General features: G+C 37.9%; 3 protein-coding genes. 1 reads left to right on the top strand and 2 read right to left on the bottom strand.

All coding sequences use genetic code 11. The annotated features are described in order from the left end of the window. Positions 1-462: GNAT family N-acetyltransferase (locus tag VB654_RS10005; protein ID WP_323213570.1), on the bottom strand; the 462-nt coding region annotated here is incomplete at its 3' end. A 384-nt stretch (positions 463-846) separates the two neighbouring features. Between VB654_RS10005 and VB654_RS10000 the strand changes: the two genes are divergently transcribed. After that, positions 847-1,758, top strand: coding sequence for a hypothetical protein (locus VB654_RS10000; protein ID WP_323213569.1), 912 nt, complete (start codon positions 847-849; stop codon positions 1,756-1,758). Positions 1,759-1,963: 205 nt separating this feature from the next. Here VB654_RS10000 and VB654_RS09995 read toward each other — a convergent pair whose 3' ends face one another. Beyond that, complete coding sequence (locus tag VB654_RS09995) at positions 1,964-3,598, bottom strand: ABC transporter ATP-binding protein (protein ID WP_323213568.1); 1,635 nt, start codon at positions 3,596-3,598, stop codon at positions 1,964-1,966. Positions 3,599-3,960 lie beyond the last annotated feature (362 nt).

The following is a 3,960-nucleotide window of genomic DNA, read 5'->3' as shown; positions in this document are numbered from 1 at the left end:
TAAATCCCGTTCCACACCATCCAGTTCCGCAACTTGCGGCAAATATCCCCACTTGTGGAACCCGAATTTGGTAAACAGCTTTAAACTGGGTTGATTGTGGGCAAAAATAAAGCCCAAAAGCGTTTTTATCCGTAAATTTGGACTTTCGCTAATTGCTTGGGCGAGGAGTAGCCCACCTAAACCACGTTGATGAACAGATGGGGAAATATAAATACTAATTTCGGCTGTAGCATCATAAGCAGGCCGTCCATAAAATGATTTAAAACTCAGCCAACCTACAACTATACCTTCTACTTCTATTACCCAAATAGGTCTTTGCCGAAATCGTCCTTGAAACCAAGCCAGGCGACTTTGGACAGAAACTGGTTCTAAATCAGCTGTGGCCTTGCGGCTGGGAATTGATGCATTATAAATTGCCACTATTGCAGGTAAATCAAGTTCATTCGCATGGCGGATAGTCATTGCTGCCGTTTTGGAGAAATTTTTGTTTGAGAAAATCTTTAAAATGATACCAAAATAATAAAATTCGCAGTTATTACTACACAAATTCAGTTCGTTTGTTTATTTATCGTCATTTTGCATGATGTGACAGTAGTAAGAGTTGTGATTTGTTTATATTTCATCCTCAAGAAACAGATGAAATTTTGATATTAGGAATAATAAATATTTTTTCCAAATTAAGATTTGACTAGAATAAATATATTTAATAAATTTTGTAGCCATTACTACAAAAAAATATTTTGAATTTAAAACTATTGAAAAAGTTATATGCACTAAAGGTAGAGGTTGTTTCTATTAGCTATATCTAGGATTAATGTAGTTGAGAAGATTTAAACCTACATTTTTATGTCTAAGAATTTAGTTAAAAATCCTGAATTTTCAGAAAACTCCAGTGAGCAAGATTCTACTGGAGAATTAGCCGAATTTATCAGTAAATTTAAAACTAGTATTTGGCTGCTAGGTATTCCCGCTTGGATTTACGGAATATTTGATAAGAGTTTAGCCGCATATACTGATAATTATTTATCTAGTGTGGAATTTTTCCATCTCTTGACAACAACCTTATTTTTTTTTAGTTGGCTGTATTTAAAACCTGATATTAAAAATAGCCAATCTCAAGGAAACTTATGTCCAATGCAAACAAATAAATTTGCATTAAAAAAGCGACACATGATTAGCCAAGAGTATATATTACCTTTTCCTTACCTTTGCCAAATTTATCATCTGTTGAATTTAAAACATTTAGAAACAGTTCATAACTTCAGCTTAAACAACTTAAAAATTCTCAATATTAGCCACTTTCAGCCCACAAAAATCGGTGGCATCATCAAATTTCAAACTGTTTTAGATTCTCCAGCTAATCCTTTAAGAATTTGGAGAAAACCGATTGTGGAAGTAGATTTAATCTTGCACACTCCTTATACAATTGAACTGAGTATCCCCGTTTACAATAATAAAAGAATAATTGTTATCTTTCAAATCTTGCCATTGACGGATAACGAACATCAGTTATTTATAGATATTTATAGTGATTTAAATTGGCCTAAACCACTACTACAAATACTGTTACATTTTGCTTCTTGTTTGACATTATTTGAAGATTTACCCTATCTCCGCAACTTAACTGAGACGAATGTTGAGCGTTTATTCAAATTAAGCAAATTTTCTAATCATGCCAGTACGTTACTCTTTAAAAGATTTGTTGAACTTTATGGGATAAATGGCAACAAAACTAAATTAATTGAAGAGAATCATTAAATCTGTGAAACCTCACCCCAATCCTCTTCTTACTAAGGCTACGGTGTACACACAAGTGATCGAATTGCCCCCTAGCCCCCAATTATGGGGGAACAAGAATTTTCAAAGTCACCTAAATTTGGGGAATTTAGGACGCAAAACAGGCAGAACTTGTGTGTAAACGATAGCTTACTAAAAAGAGGGAGTATGAATATTATAGGAATTATTAAGCACGTGCTAACAAGGGGGCGGCTGCTAATAAAGTTATAGTATAAGAATGTTGAGGATTGGTAAAAATCTGCTTTGTAGTACCCAATTCCACAATTTGCCCGCTATTCATGACAGCAATGCGATCGCATAAAAACCGTGCTAACCACAAATCATGCGTAATAAATAAATAGGTGAGTTCAAATTCTACTTTTAATTCTAACATTAAATCTAACACTTGTGACTGAACACTGGCATCTAACATACTCACAGGTTCATCACAGATTAACAGTTTAGGACGCGTAATCAAAGCACGAGCGATCGCCACTCGTTGCTGCTGTCCCCCCGATAAATCTGATGGATAACGTTGATAATAAAGTTCTGGCGGTGTTAATCCTACTTTTTCCAACATCCACAAAACTTGCGATTTTGCCTTTTCTGCATCAGCCAGATTGTGGATAAATAACGGATCAGCTATGCTTTGTCCCACTGTCATCACTGGATTCAAACAAGCATGAGGGTCTTGAAAAATCATTTGCATTTGTCGCCGGGAAGAACGAATTTCTTGACGTGATAAGGTAGTTAAATCTTGTCCTAAAAATTCAACTTTGCCAGCAGTAGGGCGAATCAGTTGCAATATTGTCCTTGATAGTGTGCTTTTACCACAACCCGATTCTCCAACTAATCCCAAAATTTCCCCTTGATACAGTTCCAAATTAATTCCATCTACGGCTTTAATGGTTTCTCCTGGCTTTTTCCAGAGTCTTGCCATAAAATTCGGTTCGATAGTGTAATGTTGCTGTAATTCTGTAATCCGCAATATTGGAGACTGGGAGGTTTCTTTCTTACTTTCTCCATCCACTGCTTGAATATGTAAAGCTGCTTTTAATAGCGATCGCGTGTATTCATGTTGAGGCTGTTTAAATACAGTTTCAGTCGCACCCATTTCTACTATTTTGCCCTGATACATCACACCGATGCGATCGCAATACTCGCCCACCATCGCTAAATCGTGAGAAATCAACAACAACGCCATATTTTCTTCACTGCATAGGCGGGTTAATTCTTGTAGAATCTGTGCCGAGACGGTGACATCTAAACTGGTGGTGGGTTCATCAGCCACAATTAACTTGGGGTTGAGAAGTAAAGCCAAGGCGATCGCTACCCGTTGACGCATTCCACCACTAAACTCATGGGGGTATTGATCCCAACGACTGGCCGGAATATTCACTTTTGCTAAAGTGGCGATCGCTTGTGCTTTCGCTTCCCTGGTGGATAACTTTGGTGAATGCGCCTGAAGAGTTTCAATACAATGCTTACCAATGGTCATTAAAGGATCGAGGCGTGTCATGGGATCTTGAAAAATGAGTGCGATCGCCTCTCCCCGAAATTTCCGCAATTGCCCAGGCATCAAATCAAACACCGATTCCCCCTGAAACCTCACCCGCCCCTCAACGCGACTATCAAGGGGTAACAAGCGCATTGCAGCCCTTCCTAGAGTTGATTTACCACAACCAGACTCACCCACCAACCCCATTCTTTCCCCTGGTTGCAAGGTGAAAGATACATCATCAATTGCCCAACTTAGCGCTTCCTCGTGACGCTGAGGATAAGCAACACGCAGATTTTCTATAGAAAATAAAGCTTCACTCATATATTTAGTTGTTAGCCCTGAGCTACCATCTGGGATAATAATTTTAATTTTCCGTCAGTCTATCAGATTAGCTCCTGAATGCGGATGAGTCTAAACAGAACCTCACCCCCAACCAATCTTCTTCTCCCAAAGGAAGACGCTATGCGAAGGTCAGGAAAGGGGAGAGTTTCAGGAAAGTGAAAAACAAACTTTACGAATTATCTCCCAAAGCCTTTCTAATGGTTTCAGTATCTAATTCTAATAATTCTGCTATCTCCTGAATGCTAAGTCCTCGTTGTACAAGTTTGGGCAAAATATTTAACTTAGTTTTTAGTTCGCCTTCTTCTTTTGCTTCTTGATAAACTCTAGTTTTTTTCAGTAAG

Origin of the sequence: Nodularia sp. UHCC 0506 (genome assembly GCF_034931045.1) — a bacterium.
Taxonomy (GTDB): domain Bacteria; phylum Cyanobacteriota; class Cyanobacteriia; order Cyanobacteriales; family Nostocaceae; genus Nodularia.
The sequence above is the reverse complement of the archived record's forward strand: the minus strand, read 5'-3'. Positions and strand labels throughout refer to the sequence as shown.

Excerpts from the sequence above, each read along its gene's own strand:
- VB654_RS10000 (WP_323213569.1), top strand. The coding sequence starts at position 847 with ATGTCTAAGAATTTAGTTAAAAATCCTGAATTTTCAGAAAACTCCAGT.
- VB654_RS09995 (WP_323213568.1), bottom strand. The coding sequence starts at position 3,598 with ATGAGTGAAGCTTTATTTTCTATAGAAAATCTGCGTGTTGCTTATCCT.